Annotated in this window: 20 protein-coding genes; 8 read left to right on the forward strand and 12 right to left on the reverse strand. The window is 37.4% G+C overall.

All coding sequences use genetic code 11. The annotated features are described in order from the left end of the window. The first annotated feature begins 3 nt into the window (after positions 1-3). Positions 4-504 (forward strand): antibiotic biosynthesis monooxygenase family protein, encoded by a 501-nt coding sequence (locus tag NC797_RS13980; RefSeq protein ID WP_272437424.1) that lies wholly within the window; start codon positions 4-6, stop codon positions 502-504. A gap of 216 nt (positions 505-720) precedes the next feature. Here NC797_RS13980 and NC797_RS13985 read toward each other — a convergent pair whose 3' ends face one another. The 5 genes from NC797_RS13985 to liaF form a co-directional block, all read right to left on the reverse strand. Beyond that, positions 721-1,209 carry a thioredoxin family protein gene (locus NC797_RS13985; protein ID WP_272437425.1) on the reverse strand — a complete coding sequence of 163 codons (489 nt, stop codon included), beginning with the start codon at positions 1,207-1,209 and terminating at the stop codon, positions 721-723. After that, on the reverse strand, positions 1,206-1,643 hold the full coding sequence (locus NC797_RS13990; RefSeq protein ID WP_272437426.1) for a disulfide oxidoreductase: 438 nt from the start codon (positions 1,641-1,643) through the stop codon (positions 1,206-1,208). Before NC797_RS13990 ends, NC797_RS13985 begins: the two co-directional genes overlap by 4 nt. A gap of 163 nt (positions 1,644-1,806) precedes the next feature. After that, a complete protein-coding gene (locus tag NC797_RS13995) occupies positions 1,807-2,439 on the reverse strand; it encodes a response regulator transcription factor (protein ID WP_272437427.1) in 633 nt (210 codons plus the stop codon). A 20-nt stretch (positions 2,440-2,459) separates the two neighbouring features. Then, positions 2,460-3,497, reverse strand: coding sequence for a sensor histidine kinase (locus tag NC797_RS14000; protein WP_272437428.1), 1,038 nt, complete (start codon positions 3,495-3,497; stop codon positions 2,460-2,462). A 15-nt stretch (positions 3,498-3,512) separates the two neighbouring features. Then, entirely contained in the window at positions 3,513-4,286 is a 774-nt protein-coding gene (liaF, locus tag NC797_RS14005; RefSeq protein WP_272437429.1) for a cell wall-active antibiotics response protein LiaF, read from the reverse strand. A gap of 339 nt (positions 4,287-4,625) precedes the next feature. On the opposite strand from liaF, the gene NC797_RS14010 reads away from it, so the two are divergent. Continuing rightward, entirely contained in the window at positions 4,626-5,087 is a 462-nt protein-coding gene (locus tag NC797_RS14010) for a ferritin-like domain-containing protein (RefSeq protein WP_272437430.1), read from the forward strand. Positions 5,088-5,172: 85 nt separating this feature from the next. Then, entirely contained in the window at positions 5,173-6,342 is a 1,170-nt protein-coding gene (locus tag NC797_RS14015; RefSeq protein ID WP_272437431.1) for a M20 family metallopeptidase, read from the forward strand. A 150-nt stretch (positions 6,343-6,492) separates the two neighbouring features. Here the strand turns inward: NC797_RS14015 and NC797_RS14020 are convergent, their stop codons facing one another. Genes NC797_RS14020 through NC797_RS14035 form a run of 4 tightly spaced genes read right to left on the reverse strand, consistent with a single transcriptional unit; the run spans position 6,493 to position 9,558 of the window. Further along, complete coding sequence (locus NC797_RS14020) at positions 6,493-6,834, reverse strand: CHY zinc finger protein (RefSeq protein ID WP_272437432.1); 342 nt, start codon at positions 6,832-6,834, stop codon at positions 6,493-6,495. A 44-nt stretch (positions 6,835-6,878) separates the two neighbouring features. Next, positions 6,879-7,592, reverse strand: a complete 714-nt coding sequence (locus NC797_RS14025; RefSeq protein WP_272437433.1) for an EcsC family protein — start codon at positions 7,590-7,592, stop codon at positions 6,879-6,881. A 12-nt stretch (positions 7,593-7,604) separates the two neighbouring features. After that, the gene (locus NC797_RS14030) at positions 7,605-8,819 is read right to left on the reverse strand and encodes an ABC transporter permease (protein WP_272437434.1); all 1,215 of its coding nucleotides are present in this window, start codon (positions 8,817-8,819) and stop codon (positions 7,605-7,607) included. After that, positions 8,812-9,558: an ABC transporter ATP-binding protein gene (locus NC797_RS14035; protein WP_272437435.1), complete on the reverse strand. Its 747-nt coding sequence runs from the start codon at positions 9,556-9,558 to the stop codon at positions 8,812-8,814. The genes NC797_RS14030 and NC797_RS14035 overlap by 8 nt, the downstream gene beginning before the upstream one ends. A 501-nt stretch (positions 9,559-10,059) precedes the next feature. On the opposite strand from NC797_RS14035, the gene NC797_RS14040 reads away from it, so the two are divergent. Together NC797_RS14040 and NC797_RS14045 are read left to right on the forward strand one after the other, a co-directional pair. Beyond that, on the forward strand, positions 10,060-10,491 hold the full coding sequence (locus NC797_RS14040; RefSeq protein ID WP_272437436.1) for an HIT family protein: 432 nt from the start codon (positions 10,060-10,062) through the stop codon (positions 10,489-10,491). Positions 10,492-10,639: 148 nt separating this feature from the next. Continuing rightward, positions 10,640-10,996, forward strand: coding sequence for a YtxH domain-containing protein (locus NC797_RS14045; RefSeq protein ID WP_272437437.1), 357 nt, complete (start codon positions 10,640-10,642; stop codon positions 10,994-10,996). Between the two features lie 102 nt (positions 10,997-11,098). On the opposite strand, the gene NC797_RS14050 is transcribed toward NC797_RS14045, so the two are convergent. From NC797_RS14050 to NC797_RS14060, 3 genes are all read right to left on the reverse strand, one after another. Continuing rightward, the gene (locus NC797_RS14050; RefSeq protein ID WP_272437438.1) at positions 11,099-12,049 is read right to left on the reverse strand and encodes a glycine betaine ABC transporter substrate-binding protein; all 951 of its coding nucleotides are present in this window, start codon (positions 12,047-12,049) and stop codon (positions 11,099-11,101) included. Positions 12,050-12,117: 68 nt separating this feature from the next. Continuing rightward, entirely contained in the window at positions 12,118-12,963 is an 846-nt protein-coding gene (locus NC797_RS14055; protein ID WP_417168715.1) for an ABC transporter permease, read from the reverse strand. Continuing rightward, on the reverse strand, positions 12,956-14,155 hold the full coding sequence (locus NC797_RS14060) for a quaternary amine ABC transporter ATP-binding protein (RefSeq protein WP_272437440.1): 1,200 nt from the start codon (positions 14,153-14,155) through the stop codon (positions 12,956-12,958). The genes NC797_RS14055 and NC797_RS14060 overlap by 8 nt, the downstream gene beginning before the upstream one ends. Before the next feature lie 435 nt (positions 14,156-14,590). On the opposite strand from NC797_RS14060, the gene NC797_RS14065 reads away from it, so the two are divergent. The 3 genes from NC797_RS14065 to NC797_RS14075 all read left to right on the forward strand — a co-directional run. Then, positions 14,591-15,112, forward strand: a complete 522-nt coding sequence (locus tag NC797_RS14065; protein WP_272437441.1) for a GbsR/MarR family transcriptional regulator — start codon at positions 14,591-14,593, stop codon at positions 15,110-15,112. Between the two features lie 370 nt (positions 15,113-15,482). After that, entirely contained in the window at positions 15,483-16,019 is a 537-nt protein-coding gene (locus tag NC797_RS14070; protein ID WP_272437442.1) for a DUF3267 domain-containing protein, read from the forward strand. Between the two features lie 213 nt (positions 16,020-16,232). After that, positions 16,233-16,366: transposase (locus NC797_RS14075; RefSeq protein WP_272437444.1), on the forward strand; the 134-nt coding region annotated here is incomplete at its 3' end.

A 16,366-nucleotide genomic window follows, 5' to 3' on the forward strand; every position in this document is an offset into this window, starting at 1 on the left:
ACGATGAACGTACACATTACCTCAGGTACACTAGACTTTATGATGAAAATGAAAGAAAAGTACTCTGACACAGCGATCTTACTTATGCAAAATCAAGAACGTGCACTTGCCTATTATGAAAGTAATGAGAATTCCTTATTTCAAACAGCTCGATCATATGAAATCGTAGAAGAAAAAGGGGAACTTCAGCAAAATGGCTATGTTGTTATGAACAATATCCCAATTACAGACGAAGGTCGCCCCCTTTTTGAAGATCAATTCAAAAAACGGGCTGGGTCTGTTGAGCAGACTCCTGGTTTTCAAGCACTCCGTGTTTTACGTCCTATACGCGGAAATACATACGGCGTGTTGGTTCAGTGGAAAGATGAAGAAAGCTACAACAACTGGAGGAACTCAGACCATTTTAAACAATCACATCAAACCTCAAAAGAAGGGAAACAACACCCACCCTATTTTGCAGGTCCATCGTATGCGGAACACTATTATATGGTAACACCTGATTGAAGCTTGGATCTGCTTCCGCTGTAACGCTGGAGGCAGATTCATTAATAATGTGTTCAAAACTCCCATGGCTTATCAGCCACGACAATGAATGAAAACAGGATTAAATTCGCTCGTTTTCGTATAAAAGGGCGACAATTTAGAAGGTCGACCTAAGATCGGCACATCCTGTGTCAAACACTGGATTAGTCCGTCGTTGGCAAGTAGATGTGCCAATTATCATTCGGATTGATCACCCTTTAACACATTTTCATTAAAAAAGGTTTTAAATGTAGCCTTTGGTTGCTCCCCACTTATGCGTGCTACTTCTTCACCGTTTTCGTAACGAACAATGGTTGGTGTCCCCTCGATCCCGTATGTTTCCCATCCGTCTTCGAATTCTAATAGATTAAACTTTTTCATGTCCACCCCTAACTCTTGTGTCAGTGGAACAATGATTGGTGTTGTTCGTTGACAATAGATACAGGTCGGACTATAAAAGTACACTGTAACATCTTCATTATTTTCCAGTTTCTTTTTTAATTCATCAGGCAAAATCTGATTTTGGTAAAGTTCATTATCTAATTGATCAATTGTTGCTTGATTAAGATTCGGTTTGTTGTATGGATTCCCTTCCGATTCCTTCTTATTTTGATAATTAATAACAAAGGCGAGTGCTCCAAATAAAAGAATAAGAATACCAGTGAAAATAATCATATTTCTTTTCATTTTTTTAAACTCCTTTTTTGTATGAGTAAAATGATATGTGCTGTGAAAATCACGATAAAAGCTACCAGTGCCAAAAATGGGATGGTAATAAAGCCGAAATAATTTATGTATTCAACTGTACAAGGTATAACACCGCACGATTCACCTACTTCACCTAAAATGGGAAGCTTTTGAATCAGATAATGATAAGATGAAAAACCGATCCCTATTCCACTTATAATCAAACCTGGAAACGCATAGTCGATTTCTTTCTTTGCGAGTGCATACCCATATATGACGACAAGTGGATACATTAAAATTCGTTGATACCAACATAGCTCACAAGGGATAAAACGCATAATTTCTGAGAAAAAGAGACTACCCATTGTTGCAACTAAGGACTGAGCCCATATTATAAATAGAGTTGTTTCATTTGTTTTTGTTTGCTTGGCCATTCTGAGAACCACTCCTTCCATCTTTATGGCATACCAAGTGAAAATCAGCAATTAGTATGATTTTCAGATGATTCCACCTACTGCTTTTACTCAGTTCACCTGAATGACGGGAAATCACTCTATTTCGAGCCTAAGTTGTGAATACATGATCCCTGTGATTAAACTAGTCACTGAATAACTTATTTTTATGTGCATAAACTGCTGCTTGTGTTCTGTCGTGCACATTCAATTTGGATAATATATTACTTACATGTGTTTTAACCGTCTTAATCCCAATGAATAACTTCTCACCAATTTCCTGATTTGTCATCCCTTCCCCAATACACATTAACACTTCAAGTTCTCTGTCTGTCAAGTCATGATGTGGCTGCATTTCACTTGTGCGAAATCGGTTCATCATTTTTCCAGCAACCTTTGCCTCAATAACAGTTTCACCCTTGTGCGCTTTTTTGATCGCCTCTGCAATCTCAGCTGCTGAAGAGGTTTTTAGGATATAACTAAAAGCACCTGCTTCAAGGGCAGGAAAAACCTGTTCATCGTCATAGTAGCTTGTTAATATAATAATTTTGCACGTAGGCAGAAATTCCATAATTTCTTTCGTTGCTTCAATCCCGTTACCATTCTCCATAATAAGATCCATTAATACGACATCAGGCTTCGTTTTTTTTGCTAGCTCTACCCCTTGATTTCCACTCGAAGCATCACCGACAATATCTAAGTCTGGCTCTGTTTTTAAATAAGCAAGAACACCTTTACGCACTACTTCATGGTCATCCACAACGGCGACACGTATCACTTTTCCCACTCCCTCTCAACTTATAACGGAATTCGAATATTGATGTACGTACCTTCTCCTTGTTTTGAACGTACAGCAAAAATACCGCCAATCTCTTCTGTTCTCTCTTTCATCGTTTTTAAGCCGTAAGATGTTTTTTTTGCCTGATCTGTTTCTAAGGCAAATCCGATTCCATTGTCACTAATATGTAAAAATACTTCATTCTTTTTTTTCGTCAATTCGAGGGTAACAACAGTAGCATTCGCGTGCCGTAAAATATTCGAAAGCGCTTCTTGAATAATGCGAAATAAATGCTCTTCTGTTGCTTCGGAAAGATCCAGTAATTCGTCAATCATCAACCGAAATTCGATTTGACATTTTTGTTTTAATTCGTCGATCAATTGATAAATTCCTTTATCAAGAGGTTCCCCTGACAGATGAACTGGTCTTAAGTGCAGAAGCAATGCTCGCATTTCAACTTGCGCCTTTAAGGCGGTATTCGACATTTCCTCCATTTGTTCCTTTGCTTGATCAGGTGATTTATCAAAAATCCGAAGTGTTGCCTGTGACATCATTGCTAATGCAAAGAGTTGTTGACTAACAGCGTCATGGAGATCCCTTGCTAATCGCTGACGTTCCTCAATTGTAGCTGCCTTGTGTGCGGTTTTGGCAAAGTCAGCCTTCTCATCAGCCATTCTCTGTAACGACTTCACTTGGTTTTGGAGCTTTTCAGCAAGTTCGTTTAACTCATTACCAATACGAGCGATCTCATCATCTTCATTAAAATAATCTCTAGAAGTATAATTCCCCCTTGAAAGTTGTGTAATGAACACGGATAAATAATCCATACGATCCTTTATATCCGTACTAGATTTAAATCCAACATAAAAAGAAATGATTACGGATAAAAACACATATAACAGTACGAATACTAAGATATTTGAAGCATTAAGCCATGTTGGTTCAATTAAAACGAATATCGACAAAAGAATAGCTAAGAGGGTAACTGCCGTTAGAAATACTCCATACAAATGCGATCGAATATATGTGTAACGAATACTGTTTAGCCGTTTTAACATAGAATCGAGTCCCTCCTATACCTTGTCTACTTTGATCGAACCAGCCTTTAACCGCAAAAAAATGTTCAGTTTTCTAGTTGCATCTGCAAACCCAGGAGTTTCATATGTTAAATGACGATTGATTCCATCTACATCTTGTCCAAATACATGGATGTCACCAGCCTTGACCTGTGCTTCTAGTGTGAACTCTATGTTTTCCGGTATCAGAATTCTTATATCTCCAGCCCAACCTTGAATCGAAATGGGAATTTCTTTATCTGGAATAAATGCTTTAGTAAAATCAATATGATAATCGCCAATCGCATTCCACAGATCCATTGGTTCTACTGTCCAGTTCGGTTGGTTAAATGTATGATCACCAATTACAAATCGCTGTTTTTTAGCGCTTCCTTTGGTGTCTTTGATTGGGCGAGCTGAGTCAAAAACAAATTGAAACTTGCGCTTTCTATTTTTTTTATTAGCAGATTTAAAAATGCTAAAGCCAATATATACAAGCAATAATGGCCACAGCTTGTAGACATCAAAAAACGTAAATGAAAGGACATTAAAACGATCCAGCAATAGCAAAAGACCAAAAACGAGTAAAAAAGTACCTGAGGCAAAACCACCATGTCCTTTGAAGAAATCAATGATCCATTTTATTCCCAAAAGCACAAAAAAGGTAGGATAAACAAAACCCCACGCCTGATCCATATTCCAAGAAACAATGTTTAAGTTATTGAAAACAAGAAAGACACCAAAAAGGATGACAAAAATCGCGAAAATGTTACGTAAAAAATGATTTCTCATGATACTTCACCCCTTTTCTATTAAAAATATGTATATTAAAGCATCTCCGTTATCTTAGCACATAACAAGAATATAATGGAGACATTATTTTTAGTTTGAGAATTGCTTTCATAGCAAACCCTACCTAGATCATTATAATCAAAAATCAAGGACTAACGAACGATCGACAGAATGGTTTTATCTCGGTCTCTAGACGGAGATGAAACCATTCTAACGTTTAGAAAAAAACAAAATGGGAAATGTATATAGAGGGTGTTCAAAAAGTCACCATGATAAGCGGCACATCTGCTTGAACTCGCACATATAAAGAAAAAATTGGTATCAGAAAGGGTGAAAATAATGGCGCAAAATGTTCGAAACATCAATGAAAATACAAACTTAGAACGTTTAATTGATGGATTAAATGAGGATTTAGCAAACGAATATACAGCAACGATTATGTACACCTATAACGCATCCGCAGTAACAGGGCTATACCGAACCATGCTAAAGCCGTTTTTTGAAAATGAAATTAACGATGAAATAGGACACGCACTTTATTTGTCAGACAAAATAAAAACGTTAGGTGGTACACCAACAACAACACCAAAAGAAGTAAAACAGCTAAATAATGTAAAAGATATGCTAAAAGAAGCAAAAAAAGCGGAAGAAGATACGATTCAACGATATGAGCAGCGTAAAAGGCAGGCAGAGGAACTTGGATATACGGAGCTTGTTGTGAAGCTTGACGATATGATTGCCGATGAAGCAGGTCATCGTGATGAAATAGGACGACTCTTGCAAGATTCTCAGTTACATTAAAAACAAAGTCCCCCTTCTGTTTAAGCAGAAGGGTTTTCTTATGACCAAATAATCGATAAGATAGACAAAAAGGGAGGCATGCAATTTGTGGAATGAACTATTAGACACGATTGATCAACTTTACGAAGAAATGGTGAAAACTCGTCGTTATTTACATCAATATCCAGAACCATCGTTTTATGAAACGAAAACAGCCCAATATATCGCCAATACATACGATGAATTAGGGATCCCATACGAAAAAAACGTTGGCGGAAATGGTGTAGTTGCAACATTACAAGGTGGAAAACCTGGTAAAAAAATCGCTTTACGCGCGGATTTTGATGCATTACCTATCCAAGATCAAAAAGACGTTCCCTATAAATCAAAAATAGACGGTGTTATGCATGCATGTGGGCACGACGGACATACGGCCGCTCTACTTGGAATAGCAAAGGCTGCTAAAAAATTTCAAGATCAAATTCCAGGTACGATCGTATTTCTCCACCAGCATGCTGAAGAATTAGCCCCAGGTGGTGCGAAACCAATCATCGAAACAGGGATACTAGATGATGTAGAGGCCGTGTTCGGCACACATTTGTGGACACCTGCTCCATACGGCGTGATTCAATCCAGTAGCAAGGAATTTATGGCTGGTGCAGATCGATTTGAAATTAAGGTTCAAGGTCAAGGTGGACATGGTGGACTGCCACATCAAACGAAGGATGCAATTGTTATTGCTTCACAACTCATTACGAACCTACAACAGATTGTAAGTAGACGCCTTGATCCGCTTGGAACTGCAGTATTAAGCATCGGGACATTTGAAGCAGGGGATGCATTCAACATTATTGCAGATTCGGCGATGCTAACTGGAACCGTTCGTACATTTGACACCGATATACAGGATCAAATCATCGACGAAATGGAAAAAATCATAAAAGGGACGTGCGCTTCCTACGGTGCCTTCTACGAATTTTCTTATGAAAAAGGCTACCCACCTGTGGTCAATCACCCAGAAGATGTGGAATTGGTGTTCCGTGCAGCTCGTGATACATCAGGAGTAGAAAAAGTAGAGGAAATTGCTCCAGTCATGCCAGGAGAAGATTTCGCTTATTACATCCAAAATAAACCTGGAGCTTACTTTTTCACAGGAGCACAAAAAGAAGGGCATAACTATCCTCACCATCATCCTAAATTTGATTTTGATGAAAGAGCCATGGCCCTTGGCGCTAAAACGCTTATTCAAACCTATCGTTATTATCAAGAATCCTAATGCATTTACTTGATGCTACTGAAAGTTTCCTAACCCATTACAAGAGGATGTTCAAAAAGTCACCAAATGATAAGCGGCGACTTTTTGAACACGCATTACAAAGGCAAAAACCAAGGGGCCTCGTCTCCCTCTACATCACAAAAAATTAATTTAATCTTCTATCCTTTTTAAATCAAAATATAAATGAGAATGATATTTGCATCTGGAATTGAAGGGGGCATTGCAGTAATGGCAAGAAGACATACTGTTTAAATATTCTTTTATCGTCAATTCTGTTCCACAAGCACCACATAAAATAGCTTTATTTTCAAACTCCTCTTTTTCCCATACTTCAGCAAGATGATCAACATCCTCATCGTGACACTTGCAGCATGCATAGTAGGTATTGCAGCACTTAAATTTTATAGCTACTATATCGACATCTAAATGATAGTGTTCACAACGTGTTTGTTTATCTTTTAGTACCCCTTTTACATCTAAGCCATGGATCATCAAAATTTTCGCCACCTTCTACAGTCGTAATGTTTTCAGGATAATTAGCTAAGCAAGCGGATGCGGTAAGCATTGAGTGCCGTCTCCCCCAATTGTTCAAGCAACTTGGCGTTTGCAAAAAACCCAACTACTGCACCGAATCCTGGGATCATTTGCAGAACCTTCACAAAATCTAATGTATCCCGATATTCTAGTTGAAGGGTCTTCCAGTCCTGCTCTCCCCACTTACTTTTTTCCTTTTCCCATGCCTTTATCTTTCCAACTACCTCTCTTCTTTTCGTGTCGCTGGAAAATGCGAGCAAGAAAACGTAAAGCAGAAAAACGCGTTCCTCATACGTTTTTACATTCAACCCATATATCTGTGCTGTATCAAACAAAAATTTCATTTTGATACTAAGCAGTAATGGGAAATCTGCCATACTTAGCCAAAACCCACCTGCACCAGTTCCAGCACCTTCCATCGCTGCTGTATTTTTATACTTTTTTAATCGATCCATAATCCGTCTTTCCCGTTCTTGCAGCGTCCATGTCTCTTCTACCTTAATGGGATAAATATAGGTAGAAGTAGTTAAAGCTGTCTGAATCATTCCTTTAATACTGTCGGTAACAATTCGATGCGCTTTTTCTGGAATTTTATCGTTGATTTTCGTTTGAACTTTTTTCGATTTTCGTTGGATGATAGATGACTTTTTTTGTAATGATCGCTCAAATCGTAATGCTTCTTCTAAAACAGTTTCTTCATACGTTCGGTTGTACATAAGCGATCTCCTTTAAATAAGGCTTTTTTTGACGTAACCGTGAATAAACAAATAACTAAACAAAGCACCTGCTAACCAGACAATCACAAGTCCTGTAAAAAGTTTCATCAATAAAAAGAGCAATCCAAATAGAAAAGTTTGAACAAGCATTAACTGGAACAACCATTTTATTAACGCTGCTTGTCTGCTTTTTATATGGATGGGATACAAGTCCAGCCAGGCAACCGTTCGATGGTGCTGCCACAATGTCATAAGCTGAAAGCCTGTCAAATAAAGAAATAGGATACTAAATGCGACTTTCACCCAAAGACTTGGTACAAAATAAATAGCTAGTCCGCCAATTATAATCAAACGAGTGTACATCCCTAAATAATCGCCACTTCGAATGACCGTGATCCTGTATAAATATTCATACGTACGATCTTGTTGAAACGGAATATTTTTCGTAATAAGGGCAACGAGCCAATGCCGCTTTTTTACCTGATTTTTCATATGCGGAACATCCGTAAACATGTTTGCAATCCGGTAAAACGTCCGCATTCTAGAACGGTCTTTTTCAACCAATAAATCCCAAGCAATGGCGTTGTGTTTCTGAGCGAGAATATACGCATAAAGTACATTCACGAAAAGCAAAATTGTCGTAATTCCTGCCAATACAATCTCGCTAGAAACATAAAAGACAAAAATCAAGGCACTAAGAATAAATCGACCGATATGATCAACAAGACGTGACCTCGGATCCCTTATCCGTAACATCCACCAATTCGCTAGTAAATTCCAGACCTTTAATACGAGCAAAACAACAAGCATTAATAAATAATCCTTGCCAGATCTTTCAGGAAAAGACGTGAAATAAAGTGGCCCAAGTGCAGCTGCGACCAAAAATATTAAATACAATTGAATGAGAAAGCTATAGATTAGCGTACTTCTAAAATAAGGTGCCATCCGGTTCTCTGCAGGTAACAAAAACACAAGATCAGGCTCCTTAAGTAACGTACGAACAGGGCTGTAGCTTGTAATGAAGCCTAATACAATCCCAACAATACTTGCTGTAGGAAAATTGGTTGGAATTTGAGCCAGCCATTGTTGGTAATAATAGGCCAGGGCTGAAACAAAGAACATCATCGCAATCGCAATATGACCATTAAAAATATACCGTAAATATCTGCTTGTCTCTTTTACATGACTAGAAAAACGTTCTTTAAAAAAACGTTGTGTATTAAACATGGCTATCTTCTTCCTTTGTCAGTTGAACATATAAATCGTCGAGTGAAGCACCTAGCATATTAAATTCTTTCCTCAACTCAGATAATGTACCATGAGCCCGTACTTTGCCATCGTGCAAAATAATAAATCGGTCACAATAACGCTCAGCTGTAGCCAGGATATGGGTAGACATTAGTACCCCAGAACCTTTATCCTTCATATCATTCATAAGTTGAAGGTACGATTGGATTCCTAATGGGTCGAGACCAACAAACGGTTCATCGACAATAAATAATGGCGGCTCTATTAAAAAAGCACACATAATCATTACTTTTTGTCGCATTCCCTTTGAAAAGTGAACAGGAAACCACTTTAATTTTTTTTCTAGACGAAATTCTTTTAGAAGTGGAGGTAGTCTCTTTTCAAATGTTTTCTCTGGTAAGTTGTAAGCCATCGCTGTTAAACGAAGGTGTTCATACAAGGTTAGTTCCTCATATAAAAGCGGCATTTCTGGAATATAGGTGAACTTGCTTCGATACGTTTCAGGTGACTCTGTAAACGTGTACCCTTCAATCGCAACCTTCCCTTTTTTTGCTTGCATCAATCCGATTATATGTTTAATTGTCGTACTTTTTCCCGCTCCATTTAATCCAATTAACCCGACAATTTCATTCGGGAACACATCAAATGAAACATCATTAAGTACATTTTTTTGTGTATATCCGCCTGTTAAATGTTCTATATGTAATAATGGTTCCATTTTAATTATATCTCCCTTCAAATTTTCACCATGTTACGTCACTCTTCAAATTTTACCATTCCGATTATACTTTGCCAAAATATATTGTGTATACAACTGCCTTTTTATGAACATATTAAGTAACGAAGGAGAAAGATGAAGCACAAATCAACGACAAAACAAATTGTGGTAATCCACGAAATGAGGTGTCGGTGAAAGATAATCATCTGTCAAGATAAACCTTTTCCATTACGGAACAACTACTTCAGCCAAATGGGGTGTTGACGAAAGGTTTCTTAGCTTGAAGACTTAGTTAACTCATTTTTGATTAACATTCTTTGACAAGTTTGAAAGATGACATCGATCTCCTTCAATGCGGGCAGATCCAAAACAGTAAAGTCATCCCCATGATTTGAACTGTTACGGATCCTGCCCGCTTCCTTTATTTTAAAGGTTACGCAATCTTTACATCCCTTTTAATCCTTTATACAATAGACAAAAGAAGATAAGGAGTGATTGAACTTGAATCAAAGCGATTGTATTTTTTGTAAAATCATAAAGGGAGATATTCCGTCATCAAAAGTGTACGAAGACAACGATGTGTATGCATTTCTTGATATTAGCCAAGTAACAAAAGGACATACTCTAGTCATCCCAAAGCAACACACAAAAAACATTTACGAAACACCTGCTGACGTCGCCGAAAAATTGTTTCAACGTATACCTAAACTATCCAACGCAATAAAAAAAGCATACAACCCGATAGGATTAAACATTCTAAATAACAATGGTGAAGCGGCTGGACAATCGGTATTTCACCTACATATCCATTTAATACCTCGTTACGGTGAAGGTGATGGTTTTGGAGCTGTATGGAAAACACACAATGATGACTATTCCAATCAAGATCTCAAGCAAATAGCTTCTGACATTAGCAGTAACGTATCAAACTAATGTTAGTATATGCTCGGGAATTTGTATCACATGATACGCTTTTTTCTTTTTGTCTATTTGTTATAATATAGGTATCGTAATATATAGTTCTATCCATTGGTGGAAAAGAATAAAAATCCTTAAACTTCACAAAAGGGGTGCCTGTTAAATGACGAACGGAAAATCTTTACTAATCGGTTTTTTAGTAGGAGGAGCTGTCAGTGCTACTGTAACATTACTTAATGCTCCTTCATCCGGCAAAGACCTTCGCAACCAAGTAAAAAAGCGAGGAGAGAACGCAAAAACTACTTGGACTGATTTAAAAAATGAAGGAGTACAATTAAAGGATCAAATTACACAGACATCAAAAGAAGGTGTATCCTTAATAAAGGATCTTTCTCTTGATATGAAGACATCGCTAGAAACTTGGAAAAGAACCATTGAACCACATCAAAAAAACATTGAAAAATATCTCGCACAAATTGAAGATAGCCTCAAGGAATTAGAAGAAAAGGCAAGAAAATAGGGTGCGCGCAATAAGGGCTGTCCTAGACCAGTCTCGAATCGTTAAAAAAAAGCCTGTGATTTCAAAAAGAAATCACAGGCTTTTAAATATAGGTTTTACGGATTATTCCAATCCAGCAACCCACTCATCCACTTTGTCTTGATTGTCTTCCACCCAAGCTGCAGCTGCATCTTCTGCACTTGTTCCGTTCTGGATCGCTAACATTACTTCTTCCATGTCCGCCGCTTCCCAGTTAAATTGATCGAGAATTTGGTAGGCAGCTGGACTATCATCTTCTAATCCTTTACGTACCATTGTTTTAATTTCTTCTTCTCCACCAAAAGAACCCTCTGGATCTTCTAGATACTTCAGATCATACTTCGCAAATTTCCAGTGTGGTGTCCAACCAGTAACAACGATTGGTTCTTCATTATCAATTGCTTGACCAAGAGCTGTTGCCATTGCACCACTTGAAGAAGTCTGTACTTCCCAACCATCTAAACCGTAGTCCTCGATAGATTGTTCAGCTGCTTTTACTACACCTGCCCCAGCTTCAATTCCAGTAATTTTATTGTCTAATTCATCAGAGAAGTTTGTGAGGTCACCAATTGTTGTTGCATCCATATATTCTGGAACAACTAAACCTATTTTAGCACCTTTAAGGTTCGTCCCTAAATCGACAAGGTCTGCTTTATATTGTTCATACAAATCCCCATGTGTCCCCGGTAGCCATGCTGCTACCATACCATCTGCTTCACCTTGAGCAACAGATTGCCACATTAAAGCATTGTCGATAGGTGTAATGGTCACATCATATCCTTGATCACGAAGTACATTCGCAATAACGTTCGTTGAAGCTACTTCAGAATCCCATTCAACATATACGAGTTCTAATTCCTTGTCTCCAAGTGTAACACCTTCTGATTCTCCTTGATCTTCACTTTCCGATCCATTTCCCCCATCACCTTCACCAGTTTCAGGGCTTTCTTCTTGTCCGCCACCACAAGCTGCTAGCAATAGTGTCAGCAACAATGCAGTTGCTAAACCTAGATACTTCCATTTAAGTTTAAACATAACTTAATATCTCCCCTTTTTATCATTTTTTTATATAGAAACTTTTCAAGAAGAAAAGTTACCATTCACTATTTTCCTTTTTGTGTGTTTAGATTTTGAGTAAATCGGTCAATGATAATAGCTAGAATAACAATACCAATCCCAGCAACAAAACCTGTACCTACCTGTGCACGTTGCAAGGAAGATAGTACCTCTCTTCCTAAACCAGGGGCACCGATCATGGACGCGATCACGACCATGGATAAAGAAAGCATCACCGTTTGGTTAACCCCTGCCATAATCGTGCTTTTCGCCATCGGTAATTCTACCTTGAAAAGCTTCTGTGAACCCGTGCTACCAAAAGCCTCAGAAGCTTCCACCAATTCCGTTGCAACCTGCCTAATTCCCAAGTTCGTTAAACGAACCGTCGGAGGGGTGGCAAAGATCAATGACGCAAAAATACCAGGAACCATCCCAATACTAAAGAAGGCTACGGCAGGAATTAAGTATACAAAAGCTGGCATCGTCTGCATAAAGTCCAAAATTGGCGTAATAATGGACTCTGCTGTTTTGCTCTTCGACATTAAAATACCTATTGGCACACCAATGACTACTGATAATACACTAGAAATTGCCACAAGCGCAAAGGTAAGCATTAACTCCTCCCAAAGTCCTTGGTTATAGATGAGCCATAGACCTATAATGGAGAATACTGCTAAACCATATTTTTTTCCACTTACAAAAAAAGCGAATATAGCAACGATTAAAATAACAATGACAGGCGGAATGGAAGCTAACTTATCTCCGAACCATTCCATAAAATCACCAAATTGATTTTTTATCGGGTCAAACAGAAATGAAAATGTATCTGTAATCCAAACGGTTAGACTTTTTATTATTTCAGCTATTGGCAACTTATCAATAAAATCAAGCATTTTCAACATTCACCTCACCTTCACCAGCAAGTGCAGCAATAACAGCTCCACGGACAATGATTCCTAATATTTTCCCATCTTCTACGACCGCAACTGGAACTGGTGAATCATGAATAATCTCAAAAATTTCGTGCATAGAAGTATCCTTTGATACAGTAGGCACATCTGTTTTTAAAATTTGATTAATGTCTCGAATCTCATTTTTTCTAGCTTCGGATGCATCATCAGCGGTGACATACCCTTTTAAGTTTCTTTTCCCATCTGTTACGTAAATACTTGAGAGACCTTCCTCTCGCATTCGCTCAAGCGCAACTCTAGGGCCGTGTTTCTCGAAGTTTACTGTTTCAGGACGTTTCATAATGTGCTCTGCTGTCAATACCTTCGAGCGATCAACATCTTCAACAAACTTCTCTACATAATCATTCGCTGGGTTCACTAAAATTTCTTCAGGCGTTCCAATTTGGACGATAGATCCATCTTTCATCAGAGCAATACGATCCCCAATCCGTAGTGCTTCATCTAAGTCGTGCGTAATAAACAAAATCGTCTTCTTCATACTTTCCTGAAGATCAAGAAGCTCATCCTGCATGTCCTTGCGAATTAAAGGATCTAAAGCAGAAAATGCTTCATCCATCAAAAGAACTTCTGGGTCATTCGCTAACGCACGAGCTAACCCAACACGCTGCTGCATTCCTCCAGATAGTTGACCAGGATATTGGTTAATATAGTTTCCTAATCCAACCATTTCCAGAGCCTCTGTTGCTTTTTGCTGCCTTTTTTCCTTATCCACATTTTGAACTTCTAAACCAAATTCCGCATTTTCTAATACCGTTCGATGTGGGAACAATGCAAACCGTTGGAACACCATACTTAGTTTTTCACGACGTACTTTACGAAGACCCTGTTTATCCATTCTAGCAAGATCTTCACCGTCAATGAAAACACTTCCTTCTGTTGGTTCAATCAATCGGTTTACTAAACGAACAAGAGTAGACTTTCCACTCCCAGACAAACCCATTAAAACAAAAATCTCTCCTGCTTCCACCTCAAAGGAAGCTCGATTAACTCCAACTGTACTACCAGTTTGTTTCAATATTTCATCTTTGGACTTTCCTTCATCCAAAAGCTTTAAGGCTTGTTTTGTATTTTTCCCAAACACTTTAGATAAGCCTTCTACTTTAATAACTGGCACTATTTTCACCTCACCATATAAATAGACTTTTTGAACACACACTTTAACATAATCGTTTTATCGTTTAACAGCAACCAAACTAAGTAAGTAAAGTAAACAAAACACACAATTCTACCTATAATATCTTCTAGATTTTCTTTAAACAACAAAATTCATGTTAACAGTGCATTCCATTTGAATAACTTCTATTAGTGCGTATGCATATTACTTTATTACTATATCTTGTTAACCATATAAATTTCAAACGATAAAAACCATTGATTTTGTACGTATTTTTCATACAGTTTATTCTGTACAAAGTTACACACTCTATTTCTTTTAATTTCTTCATTTTGCTCCCAAATCCGTGTACCAATGCAATTTTTATTTTAATTACGATTGGTGTAACCTTTTAGTATCGTCTATTTTATAGTATTGGTTTTAGGGGAGGATCTTATGTCAAAAAACCAACTGGAAAATTTAAATTATTTAATTGTGACAGAATTTGCAAAAACCCTCGAATTGTTTGACCTAAGTTCATCTGAGGCTCGGCTATTTGCTGTGCTTTATATTGAAAACAGACCAATGAAATTAGATGAAATGGGAGAAAAAGTAGGAAAAAGCAAAACTTCGGTTAGTAACGGGGTTCGAAGCCTACTAGATCTAAACCTCGTCGAACGTGTCTGGAAAAAAGGGGAACGAAAGGATCTATATCAAGCGGATGAAGACCTTTATCGGAAATTCATGTCCAATTACATACACAAATGGCTCGACGCTACAAATCGTCAAAAAGACTCCCTTGAACAAATTGAAGAGCAATTAAGAAAAGAATCACTACAGGTAAATAATCCATCTTTAAATGAATATGTAGATGATTTAAATGATCGATTAATTGGAATGATCGAATTTCATAAGTTAATACAATCCACGTTCAAAGATATAAAACATTCAGCCACATCATTAAATAAAAATAATTGAAGGGTACATCGTTTGTTTAAACACGCATTTTTAGGGAAGGACATGCTCCTTCTCTTTTTGTGCTATTTGAAATCACAGCTCTACAAAAATGAAACAACAAATGTTAATGCATTTTTTTGTTTTCTCCACGCAAATGCCCATTCTACAATTACATCTCTTGCATAGTATCCATAGTATGACACAGAATCCAATCAGCTTTACCGCTTTGTACAGATATCTGAAATTAACAGCCCGAATACAAGAAATCCATCCTGTTTATTTTTTTCTTTCAGGGCTATTGATTTTTATAACGAAACGTACTATTATTCTGTGAGGGAAGAACACCCTAATTACGATTATAACGGAAATCATTGCTAAGGGGGAATTAGGGATGAATTGCTGGAAAACGGTGAATGTTAGTAGAGAATTCGGTCTAAACCGTATCTACATGATATCTTTTTTGTTAGGACTTTTGTCTTTTGTATTTCTTTATTTGCCATTATCTATGATCCATCAATCTAGTAATCAACAAGAATATGGCCTGCTCCCTTTGCTACTAGGTTTATTACTGTTACCAGCATTGCATAAATTAATGCACATTGTGCCGCTTATTCTTGCAAACAAACGATTGAAAATAAAATGGAAAATAAAAATGGGATTACTGCCTATTTTCTCGTATCGAAGTAAATCGAGATTATCGAAAAAAACATCTGTACTATCCCTGTTAGCTCCAACCATGCTAATCACCTTACCAGGATTAGTCACAAGTTTTGTTTACCCTGATTATTTTGCTTATATCCTATTATTTTCATGTGTGAATATTGGTATGTCTTTTACTGATTATTTGTATGCCTATCATGTAATAAAAGCCCCAAGACGTTGTATAATTGAAAATGCGAATGATGAATTTGATATTCTAATTTCATAGAATAGAAAAGAAAAGCACTTGTCTAAAGTGCTTTCTTTTCTTTTTCGCATTGTTTAACGTACTTCCGAAAGAAGTCTCCCTCTTCAAGCGTGTAAAGGGCGTAGCCCAACGGTAAGGGGGAGATGAATTTCGGTTGGGCGATAGCCCAAAGGCTTATTCTTTCTTCTAAATATGGTATAATCAGTATTATAAATTAAAAGAACTGATATAACAATGAAGCTAGACAGTAATAACCATTCAGTGTTCTTGATGTATTACCATCTTGTGTTAGTCGTGAAGTATCGAAGGAAAGTGATGGATGATCCCATTTCAGACTATGCTAAAGATAAATTTATATCTTTGAGTGA

This window comes from Terrihalobacillus insolitus, assembly GCF_028416575.1.
In the GTDB taxonomy this organism is placed as follows: domain Bacteria; phylum Bacillota; class Bacilli; order Bacillales; family Amphibacillaceae; genus Terrihalobacillus; species Terrihalobacillus insolitus.

Excerpts from the sequence above, each read along its gene's own strand:
- NC797_RS13980 (WP_272437424.1), top strand. The coding sequence starts at position 4 with ATGAACGTACACATTACCTCAGGTACACTAGACTTTATGATGAAAATG.
- NC797_RS13985 (WP_272437425.1), bottom strand. The coding sequence starts at position 1,209 with ATGAAAAGAAATATGATTATTTTCACTGGTATTCTTATTCTTTTATTT.
- NC797_RS13990 (WP_272437426.1), bottom strand. The coding sequence starts at position 1,643 with ATGGCCAAGCAAACAAAAACAAATGAAACAACTCTATTTATAATATGG.
- NC797_RS14000 (WP_272437428.1), bottom strand. The coding sequence starts at position 3,497 with ATGTTAAAACGGCTAAACAGTATTCGTTACACATATATTCGATCGCAT.
- liaF (WP_272437429.1), bottom strand. The coding sequence starts at position 4,286 with ATGAGAAATCATTTTTTACGTAACATTTTCGCGATTTTTGTCATCCTT.
- NC797_RS14010 (WP_272437430.1), top strand. The coding sequence starts at position 4,626 with ATGGCGCAAAATGTTCGAAACATCAATGAAAATACAAACTTAGAACGT.
- NC797_RS14020 (WP_272437432.1), bottom strand. The coding sequence starts at position 6,834 with ATGATCCATGGCTTAGATGTAAAAGGGGTACTAAAAGATAAACAAACA.
- NC797_RS14025 (WP_272437433.1), bottom strand. The coding sequence starts at position 7,592 with ATGTACAACCGAACGTATGAAGAAACTGTTTTAGAAGAAGCATTACGA.
- NC797_RS14030 (WP_272437434.1), bottom strand. The coding sequence starts at position 8,819 with ATGTTTAATACACAACGTTTTTTTAAAGAACGTTTTTCTAGTCATGTA.
- NC797_RS14035 (WP_272437435.1), bottom strand. The coding sequence starts at position 9,558 with ATGGAACCATTATTACATATAGAACATTTAACAGGCGGATATACACAA.
- NC797_RS14045 (WP_272437437.1), top strand. The coding sequence starts at position 10,640 with ATGACGAACGGAAAATCTTTACTAATCGGTTTTTTAGTAGGAGGAGCT.
- NC797_RS14050 (WP_272437438.1), bottom strand. The coding sequence starts at position 12,049 with ATGTTTAAACTTAAATGGAAGTATCTAGGTTTAGCAACTGCATTGTTG.
- NC797_RS14055 (WP_417168715.1), bottom strand. The coding sequence starts at position 12,963 with ATGCTTGATTTTATTGATAAGTTGCCAATAGCTGAAATAATAAAAAGT.
- NC797_RS14065 (WP_272437441.1), top strand. The coding sequence starts at position 14,591 with ATGTCAAAAAACCAACTGGAAAATTTAAATTATTTAATTGTGACAGAA.
- NC797_RS14070 (WP_272437442.1), top strand. The coding sequence starts at position 15,483 with ATGAATTGCTGGAAAACGGTGAATGTTAGTAGAGAATTCGGTCTAAAC.